Annotated in this window: 20 protein-coding genes; 10 read left to right on the forward strand and 10 right to left on the reverse strand. The window is 66.5% G+C overall.

Annotated elements, in window-relative coordinates:
• Positions 1 to 5 precede the first annotated feature (5 nt).
• The 5 genes from EV560_RS18465 (at position 6) to aspT (ending at position 8460) form a co-directional block, all read left to right on the forward strand.
• Positions 6 to 1901 carry a TolC family protein gene (locus EV560_RS18465; protein ID WP_131857227.1) on the forward strand — a complete coding sequence of 632 codons (1896 nt, stop codon included), beginning with the start codon at positions 6 to 8 and terminating at the stop codon, positions 1899 to 1901.
• Positions 1902 to 1952: 51 nt separating this feature from the next.
• Positions 1953 to 4097: a hypothetical protein gene (locus EV560_RS18470; protein WP_131857228.1), complete on the forward strand. Its 2145-nt coding sequence runs from the start codon at positions 1953 to 1955 to the stop codon at positions 4095 to 4097.
• A 3-nt stretch (positions 4098 to 4100) separates the two neighbouring features.
• Positions 4101 to 4916: an efflux RND transporter periplasmic adaptor subunit gene (locus tag EV560_RS18475; RefSeq protein WP_131857229.1), complete on the forward strand. Its 816-nt coding sequence runs from the start codon at positions 4101 to 4103 to the stop codon at positions 4914 to 4916.
• Positions 4916 to 6658, forward strand: coding sequence for an efflux RND transporter periplasmic adaptor subunit (locus EV560_RS18480; protein ID WP_131857230.1), 1743 nt, complete (start codon positions 4916 to 4918; stop codon positions 6656 to 6658). The genes EV560_RS18475 and EV560_RS18480 overlap by 1 nt, the downstream gene beginning before the upstream one ends.
• A 134-nt stretch (positions 6659 to 6792) precedes the next feature.
• Positions 6793 to 8460, forward strand: a complete 1668-nt coding sequence (gene aspT / locus EV560_RS18485) for an aspartate-alanine antiporter (RefSeq protein ID WP_131857231.1) — start codon at positions 6793 to 6795, stop codon at positions 8458 to 8460.
• Between the two features lie 169 nt (positions 8461 to 8629).
• Here aspT and EV560_RS18490 read toward each other — a convergent pair whose 3' ends face one another.
• Positions 8630 to 10069, reverse strand: a complete 1440-nt coding sequence (locus EV560_RS18490) for an MltF family protein (RefSeq protein WP_131857232.1) — start codon at positions 10067 to 10069, stop codon at positions 8630 to 8632.
• Between the two features lie 167 nt (positions 10070 to 10236).
• Positions 10237 to 12024 carry an SLC13 family permease gene (locus EV560_RS18495; RefSeq protein WP_131857233.1) on the reverse strand — a complete coding sequence of 596 codons (1788 nt, stop codon included), beginning with the start codon at positions 12022 to 12024 and terminating at the stop codon, positions 10237 to 10239.
• Positions 12025 to 12188: 164 nt separating this feature from the next.
• Between EV560_RS18495 and EV560_RS18500 the strand changes: the two genes are divergently transcribed.
• The 4 genes from EV560_RS18500 (at position 12189) to EV560_RS18515 (ending at position 15277) form a co-directional block, all read left to right on the forward strand.
• On the forward strand, positions 12189 to 12698 hold the full coding sequence (locus EV560_RS18500; protein WP_248312119.1) for an RNA polymerase sigma factor: 510 nt from the start codon (positions 12189 to 12191) through the stop codon (positions 12696 to 12698).
• A 6-nt stretch (positions 12699 to 12704) separates the two neighbouring features.
• Complete coding sequence (locus tag EV560_RS18505; protein ID WP_131857235.1) at positions 12705 to 13514, forward strand: anti-sigma factor; 810 nt, start codon at positions 12705 to 12707, stop codon at positions 13512 to 13514.
• 99 nt (positions 13515 to 13613) lie between these two features.
• Positions 13614 to 14927: a sulfite oxidase gene (locus EV560_RS18510; protein ID WP_131857236.1), complete on the forward strand. Its 1314-nt coding sequence runs from the start codon at positions 13614 to 13616 to the stop codon at positions 14925 to 14927.
• 2 nt (positions 14928 to 14929) lie between these two features.
• Positions 14930 to 15277 (forward strand): hypothetical protein, encoded by a 348-nt coding sequence (locus tag EV560_RS18515; protein ID WP_131857237.1) that lies wholly within the window; start codon positions 14930 to 14932, stop codon positions 15275 to 15277.
• 177 nt (positions 15278 to 15454) lie between these two features.
• On the opposite strand, the gene EV560_RS18525 is transcribed toward EV560_RS18515, so the two are convergent.
• The 7 genes from EV560_RS18525 to EV560_RS18555 form a co-directional block, all read right to left on the reverse strand.
• Complete coding sequence (locus EV560_RS18525; protein WP_131857239.1) at positions 15455 to 15646, reverse strand: hypothetical protein; 192 nt, start codon at positions 15644 to 15646, stop codon at positions 15455 to 15457.
• A gap of 190 nt (positions 15647 to 15836) precedes the next feature.
• Positions 15837 to 16643: a hypothetical protein gene (locus EV560_RS18530; RefSeq protein ID WP_131857240.1), complete on the reverse strand. Its 807-nt coding sequence runs from the start codon at positions 16641 to 16643 to the stop codon at positions 15837 to 15839.
• A 51-nt stretch (positions 16644 to 16694) separates the two neighbouring features.
• A complete protein-coding gene (locus EV560_RS18535; protein ID WP_131857241.1) occupies positions 16695 to 18470 on the reverse strand; it encodes an amidohydrolase family protein in 1776 nt (591 codons plus the stop codon).
• A gap of 790 nt (positions 18471 to 19260) precedes the next feature.
• On the reverse strand, positions 19261 to 21858 hold the full coding sequence (locus EV560_RS18540; RefSeq protein WP_131857242.1) for a polynucleotide kinase-phosphatase: 2598 nt from the start codon (positions 21856 to 21858) through the stop codon (positions 19261 to 19263).
• The gene (locus EV560_RS18545; protein WP_131857243.1) at positions 21855 to 23246 is read right to left on the reverse strand and encodes a 3' terminal RNA ribose 2'-O-methyltransferase Hen1; all 1392 of its coding nucleotides are present in this window, start codon (positions 23244 to 23246) and stop codon (positions 21855 to 21857) included. Before EV560_RS18545 ends, EV560_RS18540 begins: the two co-directional genes overlap by 4 nt.
• 177 nt (positions 23247 to 23423) lie before the next feature.
• Positions 23424 to 23711 carry a DUF2167 domain-containing protein gene (locus tag EV560_RS36885; RefSeq protein WP_465247021.1) on the reverse strand — a complete coding sequence of 96 codons (288 nt, stop codon included), beginning with the start codon at positions 23709 to 23711 and terminating at the stop codon, positions 23424 to 23426.
• Positions 23672 to 24295, reverse strand: a complete 624-nt coding sequence (locus EV560_RS18555; RefSeq protein WP_131857245.1) for a DUF2167 domain-containing protein — start codon at positions 24293 to 24295, stop codon at positions 23672 to 23674. Before EV560_RS18555 ends, EV560_RS36885 begins: the two co-directional genes overlap by 40 nt.
• 322 nt (positions 24296 to 24617) lie before the next feature.
• Between EV560_RS18555 and EV560_RS18560 the strand changes: the two genes are divergently transcribed.
• Entirely contained in the window at positions 24618 to 25064 is a 447-nt protein-coding gene (locus EV560_RS18560; protein ID WP_131857246.1) for an Imm8 family immunity protein, read from the forward strand.
• A gap of 492 nt (positions 25065 to 25556) precedes the next feature.
• Here the strand turns inward: EV560_RS18560 and EV560_RS18565 are convergent, their stop codons facing one another.
• Positions 25557 to 26465 (reverse strand): hypothetical protein, encoded by a 909-nt coding sequence (locus EV560_RS18565; RefSeq protein WP_131857247.1) that lies wholly within the window; start codon positions 26463 to 26465, stop codon positions 25557 to 25559.
• Positions 26466 to 26861: the final 396 nt, after the last annotated feature.

Below are 26861 nucleotides of genomic sequence, written 5' to 3' on the forward strand. Positions count from 1 at the left end.
GGAGCTTGACAGGCAACAGGCAGGATCACCTCATTCTCCGTCCCCTGGCCATGCTGGGCCTTCTCGGCGGCCTGTCCTTCGCGCCGACGCAGGCCACGGCCCAGGACTGGCTGGCCGACCGCTTCGACAACGCGATCGTCAACGCCGACTCGCTCAGCGCGCGCTACAAGAACGACGTCCAGGCACAGCTGCGCCGCATGAGGATGCGGGCGACGAAGCTGCCGCCGCCGACGCAGGCCGAGGTCGAGGCCATGCGCGATCCCGATACCTGGTGGACCAAGAAGGTTCCCGTGGCATTGGGGGGCGCAGGCAAGTCCCTCAAGATGAGCCTGCCCTATGCCTATGACAGCGCGATGCTGAACTCGGCTCAGATGCGTGTCTTCGGCAACCTGCCGGCCATCCGCGAGACCTATGAGAAAGAAGTCGAGGGGCGCTACGCGCTCCGGCTCTACGCCGACGCACGTGCCGAGGACATCAACGATCCGACCCGCAGCCTCGCCGTGACTGATGGCAACTCGCGTCTCCTGTCGCGGGACCGCTCGGTCGAGGTCGGCTTCCGCAAGCGGCTGATCACCGGCGCGGAGGTCGCCATCGGGCAGCGCTTCGCGAGCATCGCCACCAACAGCAACGACTTCATCCCCGGCGAGCAGTCGCGGTTGCGGACATTCGTCACCGTGGTCCAGCCTCTGCTGCGCGATTCCGGCGTCGAGTACACCCGCAGCCTGCACGAGGTCGCGCGGCTGGACGCCCTGATGGGCAAGTCGGAATTCCGCCGACAGGTCGAGAACCATCTGATGGAAGTGGCCCGGGCCTATTGGGCGCTCTATCTGGCGCGAGCGACCTATTACCAGCGCGCGCAGTCGACCACGGGAGCCAGCAAGATCGTCGACCAGCTCTCGGGGCGCGCCAGCCTCGACGCCGATGTGCTGCTGCTCAGCCGGGCGCGCAGCGCGCAGTCCCAGCGCGAGGCCGAGCAGTTGCGCTCGCGCGCCTCGGTCTCGAATGCCGAGGTGCGACTGCGCGCCTTGCTGAACGATCCGCGGCTCGACCAGAGCATCGGCGAAGTGGTGCCGGTCGGCACGCCGCTCACCCGCTACGAGCCGCTCGGGCTGCAGACGATCGTGCAGCGTGCCGTCGCCTTCCGGCCCGAGGTCCAGCAGGCTTTCCTGCAGCAGAAGGCGGCGGTCCTGCGCGAAGGCCAAGCGCAAATCGAGTCGCTGCCGCGCTTCGATGCCGTCCTCGAAGGCAATATCGGTGGCCGTGGCCTCGGCACCGGCCAATTCCCGGAGGCCTGGACCGACACGCGGGACAATGCCAACCGCCCGGGCTTCGTGGCTGGCCTGCGCCTCGAGATCCCCTTGCAGCAGGACGATTCCAAGGCTCGCCTGTCCCGGCGCAAGCTGGAGACGCGGCAAGCGGAAGATCAGGGCATCGCCACGGTGTCGACGATCGCCGCCGAGGCGGAACTCGCGCTCAACGAATACGAGGTCGCCTGGCGCGAGGTCGGCGCACGAGCCCTGGCGCTGAGAGCGGCGCGCAACGACCAGAGGCTCGAGCTCGAACGCTGGGACCAGGGCATCGGCGGCCAGCTCGGCGAGAATGCCGTGAACGGCCTCGAACGCCTGCTCTCCTCGCAGGATCGCGTTGCCGACGCGGAGGAGCGACTGGCGCTTGCGCAGACGACGTTCACGGTCGCCTTCCTCGCGCTCCAGCGGGTGCAGGGCACCTTCCTGTCGGTTCGCCGGATCGGCATCCAGCGCCTCGACGACGCCGCGCGGGGGCCGACCTTCGTCGCTCGCCGCGACGAGATCGCGGCCCCTCCGCCGAGCAGATGCCCGGTCGGCAAGGCGAAAGCCAAGGATACTGCCTGCGTGACGACGGTCGTGGAAAAGCCTGACTGAGACGCACCGGGGCTGCCGGCACGGCCTGCCCCTCGAACCGGATGGTCGATCGTGACGGTGATGGACCAGAAGCCCTTGGACGAGTGGCTCAAAGCCAGGCCGCGGCTGGCTTCGGACGTCGTCGCGCGGCGCGTGGTCCTGCGCGGCAAGCCTCTCTTCATCCTGCAGGATCCCGCCACCGGCCGGCACTGGCGCAGTTCGGTCGATCTGTTTCGGCTGGCTTATCGGCTGGATGGCAGCCGCACCATCGCCGAGGCCATGCAGGCCGGCGGCTTCGACGCGCAGGCGCCTGAGGGAGCAACCTTGCTCAAGGGCCTGGCGGACATGTCCATGGCGGGTCTGCTGCGGCTTCCCGGTCTGCGCCGCACCGCCAACGAGCCGCCGAGCTCGGTCTGGCTGCGCGGCCTGCTCCAGCGCATCGTCTTCATGCGCTTCCCGCTCGGCAATCTCCAACCAATCCTGCCGCTCGCGCTACGCCTGCTCGGCGGCCTCTATTCGATGGCAGGCAGCCTGATCGTACTGGCACTGCTCATCGCCGCGGGCTGGACGCTGCTCGGCGAGACCTCGGCCATCCTCGCCCAATTCGATCGCCTGTCGCAGCTCGATGCCGGTGGGCTCTTGATCGGCTGGCTGATCTTCGTCGCCGCCAAGATGCTGCACGAGACCGGCCATGCGGTCGCCGCGGCGCGTGCCGGCGACGCCGAAGGTCTCGAACTGAGAAGCTTTTGCTGGGGCATCTCCTTCATGTTCTTCTTCCCGGCGCCCTATGTCGATGTCTCCCCGGCCTGGCTGATCGCCAGTCGCTGGCGGCGCGCGCAGGTCGGGCTTGCCGGGATCCAGATGGATCTTTTGCTGGCCTCGGCCGCCGGGCTGATCTGGGCCAATATCGCCGGCGGCTTCCTGGCCGACCGGCTGTTCGAGCTGATGCTGCTCTGCGGGGTGTCGTCGCTGCTGTTCAACGCCAACCCGTTGGTCAGGCTGGACGGCTACTATGTCGTCTCCGACCTGCTGGAAATTCCGAACCTGCAATCGAAGGGCTGGATCGCGCTCCGCAACCTGACGCTTTGGCCGCTCGGGCTCGCCGACCGGCCGACACGCCCGTCCCAATTCGCCTATGCGCTCTATTCGGCCGCGTCCTGGGCCTGGCGCTGGAGCATCTTCATCGCGATTTTCTGGCTCGCCGGCAGCATCTCGGCCAACCTCGCCTATGCCTTCGCCATCACGATCGGCTGCATCTATGTGGTGATCCCGATGGCGCGCCTGCTCGCCGATCCGCGCGCGATCCTCTCGGCAGCGAAGCAGCGCGGCCGCCGCATCCTCGCCGCACCCGTGCTGGCAGCGGGCGTCGCTGCGCTGTTTTTCTGGTTGCCCATCCCCGTCCATACCGTCGCCGAAGGCGTGGCGTGGAACGAGGCGCTGTCCTGGGCCTATGCCCCGGCCAATGGCGTCGTCCGGTCGGTGGCCCCGGTCGGCGCGCGCGAGGGCACGTTGATCGAGGTCGACAATCCCGAGCTGCGCATGACACTGGCCCAGCTCCGGGCCGAGGAGGCGGCGATCGCCCTGCAGGCCCGGCGGGCCCGGGCCGAGACGGTGCAGAAGGCCGATTCCCTGGCCGAGCGCCAGCGCGCGGTGCGCGCGCAGATCGCGGCCTTCGAAGAGGAGATGGCGAAATGGCAGATGCCTTCTGTCGAGGGCGCCGTCTGGTACCCGCTACGCGCCGAGCATCTCGACGAGGCCTGGATCAGGCGGGACGACCAGCGCCCGCTCGGCGTCAGCATCGGCGAAGGCTCGGTCATCCTGAGGATCGTCTTCGACCAGTGGGATGGTCCGGCGGCGTTGAAAGCGATGGCCGCGCGGGGCGACAGCGAGATCCAGGTCCGCCGGCGCGGCGAGACGGCCGCCTCGATGCGGGCGATCGTCGTCCAGCTGCCCAATCAGGCGCGCGGCGAACTTCCCTCCCAGGCCCTGGCGCACGCGGCCGGCGGGCCGATTTCGGTCAAGGCCGATGAACGCGGACAGCTCAGGCCGAATGAAGCCGTCTTCGAGGCGCGCCTTGCCCTGACCGCTCCTCCTCCGGCGCCGTCCTTGCGCCATGGCGAGCGGATCGAGGCCCTGATCGCGCTCGATAGCTCCAGCCTGGCCGCACTGGGCTGGAAGCGTCTGAGGCAGTTGCTGCAACGCCGGCTGAGCGCGTGACCCATGCGAAACGCCGCCATCATCCTCCTCTCCATGCTATCCGGCGCCGCAATTGCGCAGGAGAGCGAGGTCGAACAGCTCGCACGCGGACCGACGCGCCCTGCCCAGGTCGCCACGCTCGGGCCGATCCAGGACGGCGTCGTGCGCGCCGTCAAGGTCGTCGAGGGCGACAGGGTCAAGCGCGGCGACCTTCTGCTCCAGTTGAACGACGACGTGCAGGAGGCACGGATCGGACTGACGCGCGCAGCCGCGGCATCGGACGGCGAGTTGCGCCAGGCCGAGGTGCAGGCGCAGGAAGCCGAAACCGTGCTCGGGCGCACGCAGGCGGCCGCAGCCCGCAATGCGGCAACGGAATGGGAAGTGCGTCACGCCAGGGCGCGCCTGGAATCCGCCCGCGCCGCGGTCCAGGCTGCCACCGATCGCCGCAAGGTCGAGCAGCAGCGGCTGGAACTGGAGATCGCGACGCGCGAGACGCTGATGATCCGCGCGCCCTTCGACGGCATCGTCACGCGCCTCGATACCGCAGCCGGCGCCACCCTCTCCCGCACCGACCGGCCGATCGTCGTCTCCGATCTCTCCGCGATCGAGGCGGTTCTCTACCTCCCCGGGCCGCTCTGGCCCCGGCTCAAGCTCGGCAACACCTATCCGCTCGGCCTATCCGCCCCTGTCGGCGGCAAGCGCGATGGACGCCTGCGCTATATCGAACCGGTGCTCGATGCCGCCTCCGGCCGCTTCCGGGCGATCTTCGTCATCGACAACCAGGACTTTGCCCTGCCGGCAGGCGTCGAGGCCACGCTCGATTTCTCCGAGGTGATGTGATGAGCCTCGCCCCTGCCGTTGCCCCCGTAGCGACCGATCCCCTGGCGGAACGGCTGCGGGAGCTGCGCCTGCAGCGCGGGCGCGACGATTGGCCCGAGCTCGTCCTGAGCGTCAGCCAGGACCTCACGCTGGCCACGCGCGGCGCTCTGGTCGCTGGCGATCCGCCGGTGCTGCTGGCGCCGAAAGCGCCGGATCGGGAACTGCCGGCTCCGTGGCTCGCCGCCGCGCAGCGCGCGCGGCTTGCTCGTGGCGTCTGGGCCGGGCCGGAGGGCGCCGGCTGGCTTTTCGCCGTGCCCGTCGGCAGCGTGGCTCCCGTGAACGCCGCCCCGGCGCCGGGCGTGTTGGTCCTGGAAATCGCAACGCGCCATCAGATCGATCTCGCGCTCACCCGCGAGCGACTCGTCGCAGTCGCGGCCCTGTGCGAGGCGGCGACCCAAGCAGCGGCTGGTGGGCTGGCCGCCCGGGCGGCGCTCGCGGCCTCCGCGGTCGAAGCCTATTTGCAGGCGCCCGACCGCTCTGCCGGGCTGACCGCGGCGGCCGGCGTCCTCGCGCATGCCACCGCCGGTGTCGAGCGGCTCGCTCTGGTCAGGATATCCGGAGCGAGCCCGACGACGATCGCCATCGCCGACCAGCCGGTCGTCGATCGCGCCGGCAATCTGGCACGCCTGCTCGTGGGATTGGTCGAGGATGTCCTGGATGGCCCGGAGCCCAGCCGCGCCTGCACGGGTGAACCGACCTCCCCCGCCCAGCAGGCCTATGTCGATCAGTTCGGCAAGCGCCCGCTGCTGGCGCAGCTCGGGCCGGCACGGCATCTCGGGCTCGCTGTCGCCTTCGCACCGGACCACGCTCCGGGTGACGGCGAGGCCCGCTTCGCGCCATCCCTCGCGCTGCTGGAGCGCGTGCTCCAGCCGCAGCCTCCCCGCCTCAGCATTGGCGCCCGCCGCCGCTGGCTGATCCGCGGCGGATTCCTGGCGGCGGCGGTGATCGGGCTCGCCGTCGCGCCACGCACCGACACCGTCGAAGCGCCGGCTTCACTTCAACCGGAATGGCAGCAGACGATCTCGGCGCCCTTCGACGGAATCGTCGCCTACTCGACCGCACAGCCGGGAGACCATGTCGAGGCCGGCACCACCGTGCTCGCGCGGCTGGACACACGGGAGATCGAGCTCGAGATCGCCGCTGCCCGCGCGCGCGCCGCAAACGAGCTGCGCGACGCCACCGTCGCACGGGCCGGCGGGCAGCCCGCCCAGGAGCAACTGGCGCTGCTGTCCGCCAGCCGGGCTGAATCGCAGCTCGCCCTGTTGCGGCATCGGCTGGCTTCGGCCGAGCTGCGCAGCCCCCGCTCCGGCGTCATCGTGTCCGGTGATCTGCGCAAGAGCCTCGGCCAGCCGGTGCTGCGCGGCCAGACCCTGTTCGAGATCGCGCCCGACATCTCCGTACGTGCCGATGCGCGCGTGCTGGACGAGGACATCAGGCGCGTCGAGCCCGGTCAGCCCGTCCGCATTCTCCCCGATGCCGAGCCGGACAGGCCCCGGCATGGCGTCGTCGAGCGGGTGCGGCCGATGGCGGAGGTCGTGCAGTCCCGCAATTCGTTTCTCGTGACCGTGCGTCTCGAACCAGGCGCCGAGCCGCTGCGCCCCGGTAGCGAGGGCATCGCCCATATCGAGACGGGCCGGACGACCTGGCTGATGTCGCTTCTGAAGCAGCCGATCAGATACATCCGGAAGAAACTTTGGATCTGACGCCCGGCTGGCGCGGCGAGCCTGGTCCTATCGCGCGTGACGGCCGGCGCCAATTGTCCCTGCGGGCATCTTGCGTGCGTCAGGCGAGCGCCTGATAGTTCGAAACGCCACGTGCACCAGGGCTGGGTTTCATCGTGTCATTCGTTGAACAACCCGTTGTCGCGCTCTTCATCTCGCTGGCCCTTGGCTATCTCATCGGCAAGATCAGGCTCGGCCCGTTTCAGATCGGCGGCGTCTGCGGCACCCTGTTCGTGGCGCTGGCGCTTGGGCAACTTGGCGTGACGATCAGCCCGGACCTGAAGAACGTCGCCTTCGCACTCTTCATCTTCGCGCTCGGATTTACGGCGGGGCCGCAATTCTTCAACAATATCCGCGGCGGCTGGCGCTATGGCATCCTGTCCTTTGTCGAGGTCGGCACCGTGTTGCTGCTGCTTGCGGCCGCGATCGCGCTGTTCGGGCTCGATCACGGGACGGCCTCCGGCCTGTTCGCCGGCTCTGCGACCGAGTCCGCCGTACTCGGCACGGCGTCGGAAGCGATTACCCGCCTCGCCTTGCCTCCGGCCGAGATCGCCCGTCTACAGGCCAACATGGCCACGGCCTATAGCGTCACCTACCTCTTCGGCCTCGTCGCCATCGTCGTCGTGGTCACGCAGATCGGCCCGCTATTGCTCGGGATCGATGTGCGCGACGCCTCCGCTGCGCTCGCCCGCGAGCTCGGGGCCGAGGACGAGGCCGGCAAGGAGAACGGCGTGCCCGAGATCGTCTCGCGCAGCTTCCGCGCCGGACCGATCGCCGGCAGCAGCGTCGGCGCCTTCGAGAACAGCGTCAACGGCGTCGTCACCATCGACCAGGTCGGGCGCGGCGACGGCTTCACCAAGGCGACGACCGAGACCATGCTGGAGACCGACGATGTCGTGCTGGTGATCGGCCGGCGGCGCTCCGTCATCGCGATCAGCGAGCGGCTCGGCACCGAGGTGCCGATGCCGGCCGGCGACAATGTCCCGCTGGTAGAGCGCGAGGTCGTGCTGGTGCGCCGCGAGGTCAGCGGCCGCCGGATCCGCGACTTGCGCCGGCTCGCCAGCGCCGAGCTGCGGCGCGGCGTCTTCATCTCGCGCATTCGCCGGCTTGGCCAGAACATCCCCGCCCTGCCCGGCTCGGTCCTGGAGCAAGGCGACATCCTCACCCTCTACGGTTCGGAAGACGCGATCATGCGCGCCGCGCCCGAGCTCGGCCATCTTCTGCCGGCGAGCACGGCGACGGATTTCGTCATGCTCGGCCTCGGCATCGTCGCCGGCCTCCTGCTCGGCGAACTCAGCCTCCAGATCGGCGCCCTCAACCTCACCCTCGGCACCGGCGGCGGCGCGCTGATCTCCGGTCTCATCTTCGGGTGGCTGCACATGCACCGACCGCAATACGGCGCGATCCCGCCCGATGCCGCGTCATTCATGAAGGATTTCGGGCTTGCGACCTTCATTGCGGCGACAGGGCTTTCGGTCGGCCCGGATGCCTTCATCTTGCTCAAGCAGTACGGGCTCGTCCTGCCGGTGCTGTCGGTCCTGGTCTCGGCCGTGCCGGCCCTCGCCTCGCTCTATATCGGACGCTACCTGCTCAGGATCGAGGCGCCGATCCTGCTCGGCGCGATCGCCGGCCAGCACTGCAGCACACCCGCGATCAGCGCGCTCGTTTCGCTCGCCGGCAATTCCACGCCGGTGATCGGCTATACCGTCACCTATGCGATCTCGAACGTGCTGCTGCCGCTCATGGGCCCGATCGTGGTCGGCATGACCGGGCTGATTGGATAATCGACCGCGCCGCGCGTTCGAATTCGATCGAGATCGGACATCAAAGCCCGGGATCGTTCGCAGTGCGATCCGGCGGAATCGACGGCTCCTTCGCCGGGTCGAGCATTTCGGGCGAAGTCGATACCGGTTCGCGTGAAGAGAATGCGCCCCTCAGGTCGTGTCGGGCCCTTCAGGGGGACGCGGCCGTGAGCCCCTTCTCGCCCAGCAACAGCGAGTAGGCCACGAAGTACTTGTAGATGTTGCTGACATACTGGACGGTCTCGCGCCCGACGACCTGCGCCGCAGCGTGCTCGACATTGCCGAACCAGAGATTGGGGTCGAGCCCCTTCTCCTTCGCGATGCGCCGGAACTTGCGCAGGTTGCCCGGGCCGGCATTGTAGGCGGCGAAGGCGAAGAGCACGCGGTTGCGCGCGTCGATGGCCGGATCCTTGGCGATATAGGTCTCGGTGATGTAGCGCATATAGGCGGCGCCGGCCTGGATGTTGCGGCCCGCATCCGTGTCGACCCCGGTGATCTCGATCGGCTTCGCCGCGGCGGTCTTCGGCAGCAATTGCATCACGCCGACCGCGCCGCGGTGGCTCCTGCGGTTCTGGTCGAGCTGCGATTCCTGATAGCCCTGGGCCATCAGCATCAGCCAGTCGAAGCGGTAGGCCTCGCCCTGGGCGCGGAACAGGGCGACGAGGTCGCGGAAGCGCTGCGCATCCTCGGGCGAATAAGCGTTCTTCACGATCCGGTCGCTGGCGAAATAGCGCCGCTTGACGTCATTGCCGAAGGCCGTGCCGAGCTTGTGCTCGTGGACGAAGGCGTCGATCTCCTGCTTGAGCAGGGGCGAGTTCTTGCGCATCGCCCAGGCGACCGAGCCGCCTTCATGCACTGCGAGATCGGCCCGCAGTTTCAGGCTCGTGAAGACCCGTGACCACAGCGCGGCCTTGTGGTCGTCGACGATGGCGAAGGGCAAGAGCCCGGCATTGACCATTTCGAGGATATCCTCGTCCTCGAGATTCTCGTCGGCGGGCTTGAGGATGATCGGCTTCAGGCCCTTGGCCTCGAAGCCCTTGCCGAGCTCGCGCAGATGCGAGGCATAGCTGCTGCCCTCGCGCACATAGACATCACGGCCGGCGAGATCCTCGATGCTGTTCAGCGCCGGCGCGGCGGGTCCGGTGACGACGACTTCCCTGACATTCGACATCCAGGGCTCGGCGAAATCCATGGTGGCCAGGCGCTCGGGCGTGATCGTCAGGTTGCCGGCGACGATATCGCCGCGCCCCTCGTTCAGCGCCCGTTCGAAATCCCCGCGCGGCACCGGGACGAAGGCGACCGTGATCGAGAGGGCCCTGGTCTTGTGGCGCGCGTTGATCCAGCTCTGGAAGCGCTGGCCGAGCTCGGCGATGACGCCGAGCTGCCGGCCGCGATCGATGAAGAACAGCGTCTTGCTATAGGGCACGAGGATGCGGATCACCCGGCGCTCGAGCATGCCGTCGAGATCGCCCGTCCAGGGCTTGAGCTGCGGCAGGCTGGCGACGATCGGCTTCGGGCGGGCGGACTGGCCGAGTGCAGGCGTTGCAAGCGAGGCACAGGCGAGGCAAAGCGCAACCAGCAAGCGCATCATCGATCGGCACTCCCCCAGCTCATCCGGGCGGACGTCCCAGCCCCCTGGGACACGCCGCGGATGGTCATCGTATCAGCATCGGCCGGGTCTCCCGACTGCGAATTCGAATAAGTCGGGAGCCCTCGCGAGGCCTCCTGCCGGGGTCGGCCGCGTTTCGGGCCGATGCGCTACCGCAGCGGGAAGAACAGCAGGATCGCGGGGACGGCGAGCAGGATCACCAGCAGGGATAAAGGCGCGCCCAGCCGGGCGTAATCGCTGAAGCGATAACCGCCGGGGCCCATCACCAGCGTGTTGCATTGGTGGCCGATCGGCGTGAGGAAGTCGCAGGCCGCACCGATCGCCACCGCCATCAGGAAGGCGTCGGGCCGATAGCCGAGCTGCGTCGCAAAGCCGGCGCCGATCGGCGCCATCACCAGGACGGTGGCGGCGTTGTTGAGGAACGGCGTCACGGCCATCGCGGCGACCAGCATCAGCCCGACCGCGGCCCAGCCCGGCAGCGAGGCGCCGATATGGGCGAGCCAGGCGGCGAAGACATCCGTCGCCCCCGTCGCGCGCAGTGAATCGCTGATCGGAATCAAGGCCGCGAGCATGAGCAGGATCGGCGCCTCGACATTGCCGTAGGCCTCGCGCAGCGGCAGGGCCCGGAACGCGATCAGCAGCACGGCGGCCGCGAAGAAGACGACCGGAACGGGCGCAAGGCTGAAGGCCAGGGCCGCGATCGTGCCGGCGAGGATCGTACCGGTGATCCAGGCGCGGCGCGTGCCGCCGAGCGCAACCGGCCGATCGGCCAGCGGCAGCAGGCCAAGCTCGGCGAGCGTCTCGGGCAGCAGCTCCTCCGCGCCCTGAACCACGACGACGTCGCCCGTGCGCAGGCGGATGTCGCGCAGGCGCTCGGTCAGCCTTTCGCCGGACCGGCTGATCGCCAGCACGTTGACGCCGTGCCGGGCATGGAGATCGAGATATCCTGCAGTATGGCCGACGAGAAGCGAGCCCGGCGCGATGACGGCTTCGGAGACCCGTTCCGCGGGATTGACGCCCGTCTCGGCGATCTTGCGCTCCTTGCGGTCCTTGCCGACGAGATCGAGCTGGCCCTCGGCGACGACGCGCTCCAGCCCGTCGCTCTCGCCACGCAGCAGCAGCACGTCGCCCGGCTTCAGGCTTGCATCCGGCAATGGCGCGGGCAGTTGCCGCTCGCGGCGCAGGATCGAGACGATGTCGACCTCGCCGCCGCCGATCGCGCGGAGATCGGCCACCGTCTTGCCGGCGAGCGCGGATTTCTCGGCGACCTTCGCCTCGGTCACGTAATCCTTGATGTCGAGCGCCGCTTCGAGCGAGGCCGCGCCGCGACGGTCCTTCGGCAGGAGACGATAGCCGACAGCGAGAAAGGCGCAGCCCGCGACCGCGATGACGAGCCCGACGGGCGTGAAGTCGAACATGCCGAACGGCTCGCCGGTCAATTCTTGGCGGACTCGCGCGACGATGACGTTCGGCGAGGTCCCGACCAGGGTGACGATGCCGCCGAGCAGGGATCCGAACGCCATCGGCATCAGGAAGACCGAGGGCGATTTGCCGCTCTTGCGTGCGAGCTGATAGGCGATGGGCAGCATCATCGCGAGCGCCCCGATATTCTTGATGAAGGCCGAGAGGACGGCGACGGCGGCGACGAGCACCGTCACCTGCAGCTGCGTCGAACCGAGCTTCGGGGATATCCGGGAGAGGGCCCGCTCGATCAGCTTGGAACGGGCCACGGCCGCGCTCATCACCAGCGCGCTGCCGACGATGATGACGATGTCGTCGGAAAAGCCCTTGAAAGCGTCCGCGACGGGCACGACGCCGATGGCAAGGCCGATCAGCAGGGCGAGCAGCGCGACGATGTCGTAGCGCAGCCGGCCCCATAGGAACGCCGCCATCATCACGGCGATCAGGGCGACTGAGAGCAATTGCGGCTGGGTCATTCCATAGGCCTAGGCGGTATTCCCGGTCCTGGAAACAGGCCACCCCGGTTATGGTTCCGGCCCACGAAATCTCCCAGCGATATCCGCAGGTCGAGCGCACCCGCCTGGAGACGTTTACGGCACGGCTGCGTTGGTCGATTATGCGCCGATGTGAGGGAGTCGTCGTGCAGGCCGTCGAGCGCGCGTTGCGCCAGAACTGGGAGCGTCTGTTTTCCTATGCGCGGCGCCTCGCCGGCAACCGCGACGTGGCGGCCGACCTGCTGCAATCCTGCGCCATGAAGGCGCTTTCGGCTCAGCCTCCGGCGGAGGAGGCGCAGATCCGCGCCTGGCTGTTCACGATCCTGCGCAATGCCTGGATCGACGAGCATCGCCGCGGGCAGGTCTCGGCCCGCGCCGAAGCGGGCGATGCCGAGGAGCGGCCCTGGCGCTATGACGACCGGCTGATCGCCACGATCACGGTGCGCCAGGCGCTCGATCGCCTCGAACCGCCGCACCGCGAAGTCCTCGAGCTCGTCGAGCTCGCCGGCTTCAAGTATGCGGAGGCGGCGGCGATCCTGGGCGTGCCCGTCGGCACGATCATGAGCCGTCTCAGCCGCGCGCGCCTGGCGCTGCTCGCGGCGATCGAGGGTGGAAATCTCCGCGCGCTCGCAACGCGGCGCCACCAGGCGAGTTAGCCAGAGGTGAGCGAGCGCGAAACCACCTCCTGGGCCATGCTGAACGCCTATGTCGATGGCGAGCTGACGCCGGACGCCGCGGCCGAGGTCGCGGCCAGGCTCGCGGTCGATCGCGAGGCCGCCGCACAGGTCGCGACGCTGACGCGGCTGCGCGCCGCCGTCAGGACGGTCGAGGCAGGCGAGCCGGCGCCGCCCTTCGTCTTGCCGCAAACATTGCCACGGGCCTGGCCGCGGGCCCGGCCGCGACGCCCGAGCCGGGCGGCGCTTGTCGCCGCGGCGCTCCTCGTGATCTCGGCCGGGCTCGCCGCGCTCGGCCTGACGCTGCTGCCGGCCTCGCCTGCGCCATTGTCGAACGCGATCGCCGCGCATCGGCTCTGGCTGTCCCAGCCCTCACAGGCCCGCATGCCAGCCGCCGAGGTGGCGCTCGCCGGCGCCGATCTCGGCAAGCTGCCGGACCTCTCGCTCGCCTCGCTGAGCCTCGCCCATCTAGCGCTCGATCTCGCGGGTCCTGGCGGCGGGGGCATGCTCGCCGGCTATGTCGGACCGAATGGCTGCCGCGTCGGCCTCTGGATCGCGCCGGTCGACCAGGCCCTGCCGACCCGGCCCGCCCTGCGCGACCGGGACGGGCTGGCGATCCGTGCCTGGCGCGGCCCGCACGCGAGCTACGCCCTGCTCGGACAGGGCATCGATACGGCGCGGCTCGACGGCATCGCCGCGCTGGTCGCCCGGCTGACCGGGGGCGAGCGCGCGCTCCCGGACGATCAGGTTGCGGCCCTGGCCGAGGCGCGCGGCAAGCGGCCGGCCTGCCTCGGCTGAAACAGCGCATCGGCCCAATGCCGTTGCGATAGGAGCTGGAATAAATCGAGGCCGTCGCGCGTCGTCTCCAACGAGGAACATGTCCTCGGGAGAAACGCCATGCTCACAGACGTCCAGCCGCGGGATGCCGCGGACGAAACCCTTGCCCTCTCCACAACCGAAGCCGACAAGCCTTCAAGCCTGAGCGGATCCAGGCGCCTCGTCCTGGGCAGCAGCCTCGCTGCGCTTGGCCTGGCAATCGGCGGCCGCCTCGCCGTCTCGCCGGCAGCCGCCCAGGGCGCCGCCCCGGCGGGCGCGCCGAAAGGGCCGCAGCCCTTCGACTATCCCGGCAAGGACAAGGGCCTGACCTTGCTCGGCGACCGCCCGCTCGTCGCCGAGACGCCGGAAAGCCTGCTCGACGACGACACCACGCCGATCAGCAAGTTCTTCATCCGCAATAACGGCCAGATCCCGGAGCCGGCCAAGGACGCCGAGGGCTGGCAGCTCTCGGTCGAAGGCGAGGTCGAGAAGCCGCTGACGCTGACCATTGCCGAGCTCAAGTCCCGGTTCGCCCCCCAGACCTTCCGGATGGTGCTGGAATGCGGCGGCAATGGCCGCTCCTTCTACCAGCCGGCCGCGCGCGGCAACCAGTGGACCAATGGCGGCGCCGGCTGCGCCGAATGGACGGGCGTGCGCCTCGCCGACGTGCTGAAGGCCGCCGGCCTCAAGGAGACCAGCAAGTTCACGGGCCATTACGGCGCCGACCCGCATCTCTCCGGCGACACCAACCGCGAGGCAATCTCGCGCGGCATGCCGATCGAGAAGGCGCTGGAGCCGCATTCCCTGATCGTCTGGGCCATGAACGGCGAGCCGCTGCCGCATATCCATGGCGGTCCGCTGCGCCTGGTCGTCCCGGGCTGGCCGGCCTCGCTCTCGTCGAAATGGCTCAATCGCATCCTGGTGCGGACGACACCGCATGACGGCCAGGGCATGGGCGGCACCTCCTATCGCATCCCGACCATCCCGCTCGTTCCCGGCTCGAATGTCGACGGCAAGTCGAACTTCACCGACATGACCTCGATGCCGCTGCGCGCGATCATCAGCTCGCCGGCCAACGGCACGCGGCTGCCGGCGGCGGCGCGCGAGGTCGCGCTGCGCGGCGCGGCCTGGGCCGGCGACCATGAGGTCGCGAAGGTCGAGGTCTCCCTCGACGCCGGCCAGCGCTGGCAGGCGATGACGCTGGCCAGGCCGAAGAACCGCTATGACTGGGTGCGCTGGACCGGGACGGCGGCCCTGCCGAGCGACGGCTATTTCGAGCTCTGGGTCCGCGCCACCGATTCCCGCGGCGTCGCCCAGCCGCATGTCGCGACGAACTGGAACCCGCAGGGCTACGGTTCCAACCCGCTGCACCGCATCGCGATCCTGGTCGGTTGATGATGCCGGACCTTCGCTTCCTCGGGATGGCCGCGCTCGCGGCCATCCTCATCGCCCCCTCGGCCGGCCTCGCCCAGGAGGAGACGCCCGAGTCGCTGCCGGATTTTGCCGGCCGCGACGAGACCTTCGGCTACTGCATCGGCTGCCATTCGATGAAGGTCGTCAGCCGCCAGGGCATGGAGCGCAGCCGCTGGGACGAGACCCTGAACTGGATGACCGAGAAGCACGGCATGCCGGCCCCCGATGCCGACATGCGCAAGACCCTGCTCGACTATCTCGCGCAGGCCTTCCCGCCGAAGGCTCCGAGCCAGGGCGGCGGCTGGGTCAACCCGTTCGCGCCCAAACCGTAGGCCCTCGAGAATGCTTGGCGCATCGGCCCGAAAAGTGGCTTGCGGTTTTCGCAAAGCCGATGCGAAAACAACGATCTAGAGCATTTCCGCGTTTCTCTGAAACACGAAAATGCTCTATCCCTTTGTTTTGACGCATTTTCTTCACGCGAACCGGTATCCACTTCGCTCGAAAATGCTCTAGCTGGCCGGTATCTCATCCAGGATGCGCATGAGCGTCGTGCCTTCGTCGGCCTCCCGGATCTTGCTGCGATCCACGACCCAGGAGCCGTCGAAGTCGAGTTGCGGGGGAAACGCCGGGGGGACATAGCGCTCGACGATGCGCGTGCCGAGCAGTGTGCGGCGACGACACCCGATAACGGCCTGGACCATGTCACGGATTTCCAGGCACAGGGCGGCGACGGTTCAGGAGCGTCGACACCATCTCGAATTTCGAAAGCTTCCTCGCCGCATCGAGCGATACGGCGGACGGCGTCTTCGTCAGCATCGATGGCGCCTCCAACGGAATCCTGCTGGAGGATGTCACGCTTGCCGAGCTGACAGACCACAATCTCGCCTTCAGCTAGGTCTGCGTCGCCATGCTCCATTGGCCGAGCGCAGCGTCGGCCTCGACCACGGGGTCGTTCAGGGTCCAGCGCGGAATGGTCCGCATCTTGTCGAGCCCGGCGAAAACGCCGACGAAGCCGCCATCTGGCGAGCTATCGCGGAGCGCCGCGTCGAATTCTCGGCCGAAGCCCTGAAAACCATCCGCCTCCACTTCGCTGAGGTGGATCTGGTTCCACGTCGTGCCCAGCGCCGGGTCCTGGACGAGAACCGCGGCGGTCTCCATTGTCCTGAATGTCCCGAGCTTGCCCATGGCCACAAGCTTCGACGCGGCCGGCCCAATATAGCGCCGCATGATCTCGCGATAATCACGAAGGCAGGACGGATCGACGTCGAGATACTCGAGCGACGGTTTGCGATCCGGGCGATGAGATGACCCCGCCCAACCACGCGGAAAGACGAAGGATCCCGGTGTCGTCACCAGGATTTCGGCGCGCAGCAGCCGCACACCCGGCGGCTGGGGAGCGCTGACGAGCTGAGCGACGACGTCGCCCGGGACGATGTCGCGAAAATAGACGAGTTCGGCATGGCTCCAGACGGGCGCGTCGGATTGGCTCTTGAAGATCGAGTGATGCCGATAGAGGGCGCGGCCAAGGCAGGTGCTGCCAAAATGCCGCCATGTGCCCGCGGCCCGTTCAAGCGCCTCCCGGGCTTCGGCCGAGCGCGTGTCCAGGGTCCGTGCGAGCACGACCAGGCGCTCCTCCTGCTCAATGGAGATGATCTCCGGCTCATTGAAGCTGCTCATCGCCTGCGGCGGCTTCGCCATGTGCTGTCCTGTCTGGCTCACAATCGGAGCTCGATGCCTGCCGCCGGTCGATCAGGCGATGATCCGCGCGGAGGGAGGCTGCAGAAACGCATCGAGCGTGTCGGGCCAGGCCCGCTGCTTGCTCCTGTAGAAATCCGCGAGGCGCTGCCGGGTTTTCGAATCGGAGGTGAGGCCGAGGAAGGATGCGGCATTCCTGAAGAAGAACGGCGAAAGATCCGTCGTGCCAAGCAGATCCGACAAGACAGGCTCGAACGACGTTCGGTATTTCTTGAAGTCGGGAAGCCGTGCCAGCAGGGGCCAGTCGGTCCCGTACATGAGCCTGTTCCTCGCCGCCTTCGGCATGGTGCGCATGTTTGCGATCAGATTTTTCGTATCCTCGTCGCTCACGCCTGTCAGGAAATTGGCGACGTCCCCGACATCCGCGTAGAGGTTGCGGTAGCGTCCGCAGGCGAGCATGTCGGCCACCTTATCCGTCCAGGCATGCTTGCGCGCCCCCTTGTACCAGAAGAACAGCCCGCCGGAATGAGCCAGGTTCAAGCGAAGGTCCTGGAACCCCTGCATGTCCAGGACATGCTGCCAATGTTCGGGGTGAGCCCGCTCCAGGTCCTCCGGCGGGCCGATCGTCGGGGCGCAATGGGCCATGATCGGGACATGGTGATCCCGGCAAAACGTATAGAGCGTCATGAGCGCTTCATCGAGGCGCGCCCCGAAACCTGGCACCTTTCTGCTCACGAAATCGGGAAATTTGCAGCCGTCATTGCCAATGGCGCGAAAGCCGATCGGGGGATAGAGCTTCACTCCGACAAGCCCCTGCTCCAGAATGGCTTTCTTGACCACCCGAAGCCCGTCGCTCCCGACGTTGCGGTCGTGCACCCATTGTGCGGGGTCGAAGCCGACAAAGCCGTGCAGCGCGACACCGGCCGGCTGGACCAGCGACAGCAGCTCCAGGATTCTTGCCTGTTCCGCGATCGGGGTGGCTGAGGGCGGCTCCTCGGAAGACCAGTCGCGCTTGATCCAGTTCGTCACGTCCAGGCACGCCGGCGTCACCAGACGAACGGGACGAGGCGGTCCGACGAAGTTCTCGAGATAGGACGCGGTTCGATAGCGATACATCGAACAGAGCGGCGCGAACTCCATGAAGAGGTTGGTGAACAACGCCCAGTAGGAGTCGAATTCCGCGCGCGGACCGATCGCGGCGGGGTCGTCCGCCGGGGCCTTGCCTTGCATGGCCCGGGCGACCTCGAGCGCATGGTTCTGATAGAAGAGGCTCTTCTCCGCAGCGGAGCGCGCCACGATCCCCTCCTGCTGCTTGCCCAGGAATGTCTCGTAGATGCGATCGAGCGCCTGCCGGTTCTCGTCCGCGATCCGCGGGCGGCGCTTCGCGCGAGGGCTGTCGATATGGTCTTCCACGAAACGATTCACGCCGCGCGCAAAGAGAAGCAGCGGATCGCGCGATGGATCGTCCTGGCCACTCGTCGCGCCGCTCGCCACCATCCACTTGAGTTCATCGATTTCGATCGCGCCGGTCGGCGACGGCTCCTTGGCAATGGCGACCACCAATTTGGCAAGCGGTCTCGCAAGCGGCTTCAGCAACCTGTTCTCGACCAGGACGTACATGATCATGTCAAAAGCCGGCAGGTCCCGGATATTGATGACATGGCAATGAATATCGATCTCCGGTTGCAAGAGCGGCTGTGACGAATAGGTCGGAAATGGCGGGGTCGCGCATCCGGTCAGTGCCCCAAACGCTCCGACAGGCAGTGATTTGAGAAACGCTCGACGCGACCAAGGCATGAAACCAGGCTTGGACAAGGAATCGCGGCGCATGCTTCGCTCCACCTGCCGTTGCAGAGTGGCAGGATGAGGCCGGTCCCTGGATGCGGTAAAGACCTATTTGGGTTGGATCACAGCAAAGCAGGCATCGTCCGGCCGGAGGTCGCGTCTGGCTCCATCGGGTCGCGGGCGGACATTCTGTGCCGGTCTGCCTGGTGAGGCCGAGATCTGACGAGAGCAAAGCGAACCGGTATCCATCTCGCTCGAAAATGCTCTGGGCCAGAGTCCGAAATGGCTGGACGACAGACGTCAGCACCTCGCGCAATGGCGGACCTCTTCGGCGGGGCCCTGGCTCAATCGATGATGTCGTCGCGCGCCCCTCATCCGTCTCGGTTGCGCCGAGCCACCTTCTCCCGCAAGGGGAAAAGGAGGGAGCCTCTGGGGCGTGTCGGTCAATCGAAGGGCGCCCCTTCTCCCCTTGCGGGAGAAGGTGCCCCGGAGGGGCGGATGAGGGGTCGCGCCGCCCTGAATCGTTGAGCTTGTTCGAAGGGTTGCGCGGCCATCGTCGCGCGACCCCTCATCCGTCTCGGCTTCGCCGGGCCACCTTCTCCCGCAGGGGGAGAAGGGAAGCGCTTGGCCGGCCGGCGCAGAAGCCGCAGTTCTGGAGTGTTTCGGTCAAGGGCGCCCCCCCTCCCACCCATCTCGGGCTTGCCCGAGTTGGGTAGAGAGGACCGAGCCTGGACCTTAGCCCTGCCGACGGGGAATGACCGGCTTTGGGGCCGAACGCCTGAACTGCGACGAAACGGGCGCGTGGTCGAAGACGTCGACCAGAGGCGTGGGGTGATCACAACCTCGGATCGACCGGCTCGGATTCGAGCGCGAGGACGCCGAACACGCATTCGTGGACGCGGCGCAACGGCTCGCGAGCGACGAAGCGTTCGAGGGCCTCGAGCCCCAGCGCAAACTCCCGGAACGCCATCGAGCGCTTCCCGCCGAGGCCACGCTGGCGCAGGCGGTCGAGATGCTCGGGCATGTCGTAATCGGGACCGTAGATGATGCGCAGGTATTCACGGCCCCGGCATTTGATCGCCGGCTGCGTGATCCCGCGCCGTCCGCGCGCCAGGAAATCGGCCGGCTTCACGACCATGCCCTCGCCGCCTTCAGCCGTGAGCGCGAGCCACCATTGCACGGCCCGCTCGATCTCCGCATCGCTCTCCAGGTCGATGCCAAGCACGCGTGTCGCCTTGAAGAGCGGATCGGCCTCGGCCAGCCGGGCGAGCTGCCGCATATGCCAGGGATGCGGCTTGTCGCTATGGACCTGGCCCTCGCTGGCAAGGAGATGGAAGGGCGCGATCTTCAGATCATCGACGCTCCCGACCGGCCAGGCATAGCCGCGCAGGACGGCGGCGAACGCCTCGGCCGACGCGAGACGCCGATCCGCTTTCGCGAGAAGCTCCTGCAGCGGCAGGCCGCTGGCGCTTGCGCGCCGCAGCGCGTCCCGGGTGGCGCCGAGCCCGATCCGCGCCGCGGCGCCGGTCGGGCCATATTGCGACGTGATCAGCGACTGCGCCTTGGCCGACCAGGGCATGATCTCGGCGTCGAGCAGCACCCAATCCGATCCAAGCTCGTCGAACAGGCCGGTCGCGGCCAGGGCATCCCGGGTCCGGGTCAGGACGATGTCGCGCTGCCCGGCATCGCTGAAGAAGGCCCGGCCGGAACGGGTAAAGACCGCCCCGATCTCGCCGCTCGTCACCCCGAAGCGGCTGCGCGCCGTATCCGCATCGCGGCAGACGACAAGCGCCGCGCGCGAGCCCATATGCTTTTCCTCGGCGACGACCTCGCGAATGCCCTCGCGGCGATAGAAGGCGAGCGCCTCGCGCGGATGCTCGAGATAGCCCTCCTCCTTCGAGGTCTCGGAGGGCGACATGGTCGGAGGCAGATAGATCAGCCATTTCGGGTCGATGGCGAAACGGCTCATCACCTCCAGGGCAGCGGCGGTGTTCTCCTCGCGGATGGTGACCGAGGGCTGAAGACGCGTCGTGATGATCCGCTTGCCGGACACATCCGCAAGATCGAGCAGGTCGTCGACATCCTGCTGCTGGCTGAGGCCCTCGGCAGCCGCGACCGCTCCGCCGAGCGGCCGAAGCGGCTCGGTATAGACCTGCCGGGCGGGCTCGGAGACGAGCTCCATCTCGGGATAGCGCAGCGCCGTCAGCTTGCCGCCGAATACGCAGCCCGTGTCGATGCAGAGCGTGTTGTTGAGCCACGCAGCCTCGACCACGGGTGTGTGGCCATGGACGACTTTCGTCTTGCCACGGTATTCGGCCGCCCAGTTCTGCCGGACAGGCAGTCCGAACTCGTCGATCTCGCCCGTCGTCTCGCCGAACAGGCAAAAGCCCCGGATCGTGCCGGAAGCCCGGCCCTGCATCTCCTCCTTGATCCCGGCATGGGCGACGGCCAGCCGGCCGCGGTCGAGCAGATAGTGGCTGACGAGCCCGCCAATGAACGCCTTCGCCCGTGCCCGGAATGCATCGCTTTGCCCGGCAAGGTCATCGATGCTGGCCTGGAGCCCGTGCGCAGCCTTGACCTCGCGCCCTGCGAGCCATTTCTCGAGCTTGGCCTCGTGGTTGCCGAGGACACAAAGCGCAACACCGTCCTCGACCATGTCCATGACCAGGCGAAGGCTGTCGGCAACGCGTGGCCCGCGGTCGACAAGGTCGCCGACGAAGACGGCCTTGCGGCCCGGCGGAGGCGACACGCGGTAGCGCGGCTCACCCGCTTCCTCGCTGCGTTCGACGGTGTAGCCGAGCTGGGCGAGGAGCGCCTCCAGTTCGTCGGCGCAGCCATGCACGTCGCCGATGAGGTCGAACGGGCCGGCCTCGTCGCGCCTGTCGGTCCAGAGCCGTTGACGCGCGATCTCCGCGGCGTCGATCTCCGCCGCCGATGCGAGGTGGTGGATCTGGCGGAAGCCTTCCCGCGCCAGGCCATGCAGCCCGCGCCGGAGCGCCGCCATCTGGTTCCTGACGACATGGGCTCCGAAGTCGCGGTCCGGCCGCTCGGCGTTCCGGGCCCGACAGACGCCCTCACCCGGATCGAGCACGATGGCGACGGAGAGCGCATGGAAACGGCGGGCGATCTCGACCAGCTTCTTCCGGTCCTCCGGGCGCACATTGGTGGCGTCCACGACGGCGAGACGGCGTCCCTTGAGCCGCAGCTCGAGGATGGTCTGAAGCAGCGCAAACGCGTCCGGCGTGGCCGTCTGATCATTCTCGTCGTCGGAGACGAGCCCGCGACAGGTGTCGGACGAGATGATCTCGGTCGGGCGGAAATGGCGGCGCGCGAAGCTGGACTTGCCCGACCCGGAGGCCCCGATGAGGACGATCATCGAGAATTCGGGAACGGCGATCTGGCGGGCGGGCAAGGCGGTGGTCTCGGCGCTCATCGGGTGAACACCGCGATCTGACCGGGCGCACCGAATTGCGGATGGTCGTCTCCGACACCCTCTAAGCGCACGGCATAACCGTGTTCCGTGGCCACGCGCTCGGCCCAGGCGCCGAACTCCTGGCGGCTCCATTCGAAGCGGTGATCGGGATGCCTGTACGCCCCGGCACGCAGGCTCTCGAACAGGACGTTATGATCGCGGTTCGGCGTGGTCACGATCAGGGTCTGCGGCCGGGCGTCGCCGAACAGCGCGCGTTCGAGATGGGGCAGCCGGTCCGGCTCGAAATGCTCGATCACCTCGACCAGGGCGGCGGCGTCGAAGCCGCGCAGGCGCAGATCCCGGTAGATGAGCGAGCCTTGCAGGAGCCTGAGCTTGCCCTTCCGCGGCTCGGGCAGGTCGGCGAAGCGGGCATCGGCCCGGCCGAGCTCCGCACTCGACACCTCGACGCCAACGATCTCGTCGATAGCCGGGTTCTGGATCAGCCGGGCGATCAGCTTGCCGTCGCCGCAACCCAGATCGAGCACGTGTTTCGCCCGGGCCTGCCGGATCAGTTCGGCCACGCGGTCGAGCCGGCGCTCATGGAGACGCAAGGGTCGCTCGATCACGGTCTCGGCCGCGTCCTCGCGGGCAGGATCGAGCCGCTGTTCCGGCTCCGCCTCATCCGGGACAAGCTGTGCGAGGGCGGACTTGATCAGGAATCGGCGGCGCTTGAGATAGCGCGAGATGATCAGATCGCGCTCCGGATGGGCGGCAAGCCAGCCCTCCCCGCGTGCCAGCAGCTTCTCCAGTTCATCGTCGCCGACGAAGTAGTGCTTGCGGTCGTCGAGCACCGGCATGAGCACGTAGAGATGGGTCAGGAGATCGGCCAATCGCGCCGTGCCGGATAGTCGCAGCGCGACATAGGGCGCGTCACCCCAGTCCGGCCGCTCCGGATCGAGCTGGTGCCGCGTGACCTCGACAGCATAGCCGAGCGGTCCGAACAGGCGCTCGACGAGTTCGGTCTTCCCGCGGACCGGCAAGGGCGCCACGTCCGCGACGAGCGGAATCGCCATGTCGGCGAGCGCCTGGCGCTCGCGGCTTCGCCCCGCCATGGCTTCGCGGATACCGCGCGCCAGCGCGACGCTGAGGAAGGACGAGGCCGCATAGGGCCTGTCGTTCACATATTGATCGAGCAGGCCGTCGCCCCCGCCCTCGCGGCCTCGCACCAGCGCGACCGGATCGATGTCGAGCGTGATCGCGAATTCGCAGCGCTCCGCCGTCGCTTCCGGATAGAACATGACAGCGCGACCGAAGCCGAGGTCGAGCTCATGCACGCGCGCCGGATTCTTGTGCAGCAAGAAGCCCAGATCGGTTGCGGGATGGTGCGTGGTAGCGACGGACAGGAACACGGGACGGCCATTCGAAAGCGCCCGTCTACCCGTTCGCGATCAGCGTGTCACATACGACTTAGTGGCTAGTGCATCGGCCGAAAACTGGATTGCGGTTTTCGGAAAAGCCGATGCCGCGACGAGCCCGTTCGCCAGGCACGGGCCTAGCTCGAGGCGTTGCAGGGGTTACACATCCGATCAAGCTTTCCGCCGGAATAGCTTATTGCGGGCCCAGGCGAAGAGTCCAACGAATGGAACGATGATGAGAGCTCCGGCCTTCTTGGCGAATACGGCAAGGAGCGCCAGGAAGCCGAGCTTCGAAGCCGCCTTCACGCCAAGAGCCGAGGCAACCAGGCCAGCCACGCCATATTCGGCGACCTTGTCGCCGGCGGCATAGTCTCCATAGCGCTTGCCGCTGGAGAACGCGAAGCTATCGAGGCCGACTTTCAGAGCATACCGGAGAATTGGTCCTTGGATCCGATCCAGACCAGACGCTCGTAGCCGTCCCGGCCGAGGACCAGCGCCACGCTGTTCACCAACGAGGACCCGTCCTCTTCGACGGCGTCCAGCGTCCAAAGCACCGAGTGGTTGCCGAGATCGAGCCTGGGCGGCTGCAGCCAGCCGACTACATGGATCGCGCCGATGCCGCGTTGCTTGCGGGTGGCGTTGTTGCGCTCGGTGTTCTCCTTGATCTCGGCCAGCATAGCGTCGGGATCGATCGACGGCCAGTCGTCGATCTTGATGTAGCCGCTACCGAGCTTCTGGTAATAAACGATTGTGCCGTCCTTTCCGTTGTAAATCATGGCCTCGGTGCCAACAGGTGCGTCGATGCCATTGGTCACCTCATAGACGGTGGCCGCATCTTTTCCGAGGAGTTGGCGATAGCCGGAGGGCGCCTTCAAGACACCGCCGGATAGAGGTAAATTGAGCGTCTGGCCGTCGCGCCAGGTGAGCGATTCCATCGCGACGTCGCGTTCTGCGTCGGTGGTCGGCGGCTTCGCCTGAGCACTGCTCGCTACTCCAAGCGCCATCGCGCCCACGACGGCAAGCAGCCGGAACCCAAGCAGCATAATCGATTCCCGCGGCTACCAAGGAAATCTACAACCTTGCCGCGTACCGCTCAAGAATTTCCTGTCCGTCCGACACAGTCCATTAGTCTGCCTCGACACCTTCATCGAGAAGCCGCGCCCTCTACCGCGCTCGCCTGGCGGAGGGGCTGAAGTCTGTGAAGTTCGCAAAAGGGTCGGCCTCGCCCCGGCACGCCATTCAGACTGCCTCAAAGCAGACACCCCAGACTTCAGCAACGGGTCGCCAGTGGACGCCTATTGCTTCGGCCAAGACGGGCTTGCAGAGGCCGTTCGGCCAGCCTTACGGTTCGAACAGAACAATGCCGTGGCTTCAACCGACGGCTTGGTTGAAGGAATAGCCATGCTCGAAGCGGAACTGAAGTGGGCGGACGTGTTCGGCTATTTTCTGGAGGAGTTTGATTTCTCCTCTCATCACCATCAGGCCATAGGCATCGATATAGGAGTTGGACCGAAAGGCATTGATGGCAGCAATATATTCTACGCGTTCTTTGTAACTCCTGGTTACATGGCTGATCCCGCACGCGCTGATGACAACATGCCGGTTGAGTGGACCCAGGAAAGGATGATCGTTGTTTCCGACATTGCCTTAAAGCCGATCCAAGATGCATTGCATGCGATAGTTCAGCCGAGTTTGGCGCTTGGATGGCCTACATGCATCGACCGTCTGCGCGTAAATCTGCTTTGGGAATACGAGGAAATGGAGCCGGTTGAAACCGCCCGTACGATGCCAGACATAACGGGAGAGGCATAAAAAATGACCGTATTCCCGACATATAGCCAAAGAAATTTACTTAGGGTATTTCGTATATTTTTTAAGTTATTCAGATTATCTGATATTTTATTCTTGAGATCTGTATTTTTCTTTACGCAAAATGCACATTTTTGCATACGAGTCGCGGAAGAGGTTTGTGGGTACAAGCACCCTCAATCGAAAATCATGGTATTCGAGAATTGCAAAAAGCCGACATAGGTCGCCGCGGATCAATTTCGGCCGGATGATCGAGGCGGGATGCTGGGCGCATGCGCGCCGCAAGTTCTCCGAACCGGCCGACCTGCAGAATGCGCCCATTGTGGCCGGGATCGATGGGATCTTGGCGATCGAGCCGGACATCCACGGCCGCCAAACGCGGCCGTTAACACTCAGGGCCGTGAAATTGCGCTCCGGTTGCGATCAGCCGCTGCCAAGGAGATGGCCAACCTCGGCTCATCGACGGCCAATGCCCGACCTGGTCGCGCGAACAGCCTACGAGTCGAACGCGCTGTACAAATGATCCTTATCCTTCGCGAGCAGACGGACGTGATTGATGAATGCCCACACGAGGTCGTGGACGGCGTTGCCGCCCCCGAACGCCTCGAGGCGGTCCGAAACGTCCGCCAAGGTGTGCCAACCCTTATACATGTAGTCGTCGATTTGCCCCAGCGCGTCGGCCAATTTATTGGCATCCCAAGGCTTTCCGCAGAAATTATCGAATAGCTCCTGAACGGGATGGATCTGCCAAAAACCCCGGTGGCGTTCTTCGGGGCCTTGCTGACCGTAGAGGCCCGACTGCCCGGCAAACGGGTACGCTCCCTGTGTCGCCGCGGTCATTTCGCGCAATTTCGCTCCCGGAGTCTTAATATCGGCAAAAGTGCTGATATTCATGTCGTTGTAATACCAAAGATCTAAACAACGAGGGTGTTTCACACGCACAATGACGTCGACCAGTTTCTTGATCCTGCCACCGCGATTTCTGGTCCCGGGATTCTTCGCTAGTGCGTTCGCAACGATCCCAAGCTGCTTGATGAAGTCCTCGGTGTGGGACCGCGTCCACGAACACAGGGGCTGCTCGTCCTCGTAAGTGAATTGCTGGTCTTCCGCAGGCGGGATGTAAATGTACCCGGTATTGCTGAACATGTAGTTGTTCCCGCTCGGGCTGACTTTCGTGCAGTGCACATGATATTTCAGGTACCAATTCACCTCATCGGGATTGGTTGTCAGAAAGTTGAAATAGATCAGCTCGTTGACTCCGACGCCGAATTTGCGGGCTACGGTGTACCAATCCTCCTGTTCGGGCTTGTCCCTGGGCCTGTAGGGTATGCCGTAGTTGTTCCTCGCGTGCCACCCGGCCGGGAGGGTCACTTTCGGTTGCCGCTGGATCGGTTCTTTTCCCATCTCTAGCACCTCTGCAATCTTGATCTAAGCCATAGAATTTGCTCGGCTTTCGGCAGGGCGTAATTTTGCGCTCACGGGCGCTTGGGAGCATGGAACCCAGCGGGTTGCATCGGGCCTGTTGGGCACCTAGGCATCATGCTCGCAGCCATATCCCTTTTCCTGAAGAGATTGGATGCAAATCGACGCGACCGTCGCTTTGGCGACGCCGAGAATCTGGATCACAACGAGCCGCTCGGCGTCCTTCGTTCAAACGATGGCGCCGCATCCAAAGCATTCTCTCGTGCGGGAGCAGGTCTGGTTAGGGTCGATACCGTTGAAAAAGTCGTCGTTGCGACGGGTATGAAGTCCTGATTCAGTCGTCCTTGTGCGGAGGGCGGGGCGATGATGGGCGAACGG

The organism is Allobosea sp. BK604 (genome assembly GCF_004341515.1).
Classification (GTDB): Bacteria; Pseudomonadota; Alphaproteobacteria; order Rhizobiales; family Beijerinckiaceae; genus Allobosea.